The following is a 1345-nucleotide window of genomic DNA, read 5'->3' as shown; positions in this document are numbered from 1 at the left end:
GTCTGTTGTTGTGTGGACAACTGTATGAACCTCTGGGTGCTCCCACGCTGTTTTTGCTGATGGCGGTGGGTGCAGCCTGCTCTTTGTTGGCTCTGCTCCGTTCTCTGCAGCAATGCCGTACCCAAGCGCCGCCCCCACCCCTAATGGCCACTGTGGATACCGCGCCATGAGCTCTTTGCCCACTGTCACCCTCGCAAAAGGCCATCTGCGGCGCATGTTGCAGTTGATGCGCACTCTCTACTCTCTTCAGCAGTTGCCCGCCTATCGCCAACGACTTGCCCAACAGTTGCCAGAGGTGGCCCGCTTCGATCCTGGTCATGATTCGGTGATGATGGGCTATGATTTTCATCTGCAGAAACAGGGGCCGCAGTTGATTGAGGTCAATACCAATGCGGGTGGTGCCCTGCTGGCCTGGCGGGCCTATGATCCCGATTTTCCCGGTCACGCGCAGATTTCCCGGAACAAACGTGTGGCTTTGCTGCTCGCCACCTTCAGCCAGGAGTTGAGCCGCTTCAGTGCCGGCTCTTTGACCCAACCCCGGCGTCTTCTGATTGTCGATGATGAGCCAGAAAAACAGTATCTGGCCGAAGAGATGCACACATTGTGTGAACTCTTTGCTGCCCAGGGGGTCGAGGCCGCCCTGGCCGATCCCCGCCAGTTGCAGGGTGGAGAAGAGGGAGTGTTCTGGCAGGGAAAACGGGTGGATCTGATCTACAACCGTCATTGCGATTTTTATTTGGAAACGCCTGCGATGGCTCCCATCCGTGCGGCCTATTTGGCCCGGCAAATCTGTCTGACTCCCAATCCGCGCAGCTATGCTCTTTTGGCCGATAAACGGCGCATGATTCTCTGGCAGGATACCGCCTGGTTGGCCTCTGTGGGAGTGAGTCCACGCCAGTTGGAGCTGTTACAAGCGACCATTCCGGCTTGTCAACTGTTGGCAAATCTGGACCAGGAGCAGCTTTGGCAGCAGCGCAAACAGTGGGTTTTCAAACCGGTGACTGCCTTTGGTAGCCGCGGTGTGCTGTTGGGGGATAGCATTTCGCGACAACGCTTTCACAGCCTGGATCCACAAACCACTTTGGTACAGCGTTTTATTCCCCCTTCCCAGGAGGAGGCAACGCATATGAAGGTGGATTGGCGATTGTTTGTCTATCAAAACCGTTTGTTGGGTGTAGCCCCCCGGCTGTATCGGGGACAGGTAACCAATTTTCGGCAACCTGGCAGTGGTTATGCTCCCATTCGCTTGCAAAATGAGTAGGAAACCTCTCCTGACTCTGCAGAGCAGATTTGCTCCATGCCCGAAAATAATGCTATCATCCCGGGAAAATTGTGCGCCATTCCG

The 1345-nt window shown here is 55.7% G+C and carries 1 protein-coding gene; it reads left to right on the top strand.

The window, feature by feature from the left end; all coding sequences use genetic code 11:
- The first annotated feature begins 166 nt into the window (after window positions 1-166).
- Window positions 167-1261 carry an ATP-grasp domain-containing protein gene (locus tag EJP87_RS16550; protein WP_130472940.1) on the top strand — a complete coding sequence of 365 codons (1095 nt, stop codon included), beginning with the start codon at window positions 167-169 and terminating at the stop codon, window positions 1259-1261.
- Window positions 1262-1345 lie beyond the last annotated feature (84 nt).

The organism is Candidatus Magnetaquicoccus inordinatus (assembly GCF_004217665.1).
Classification (GTDB): domain Bacteria; phylum Pseudomonadota; class Magnetococcia; order Magnetococcales; family Magnetaquicoccaceae; genus Magnetaquicoccus; species Magnetaquicoccus inordinatus.
This window is presented reverse-complemented; position numbering and strand designations above follow the sequence as displayed.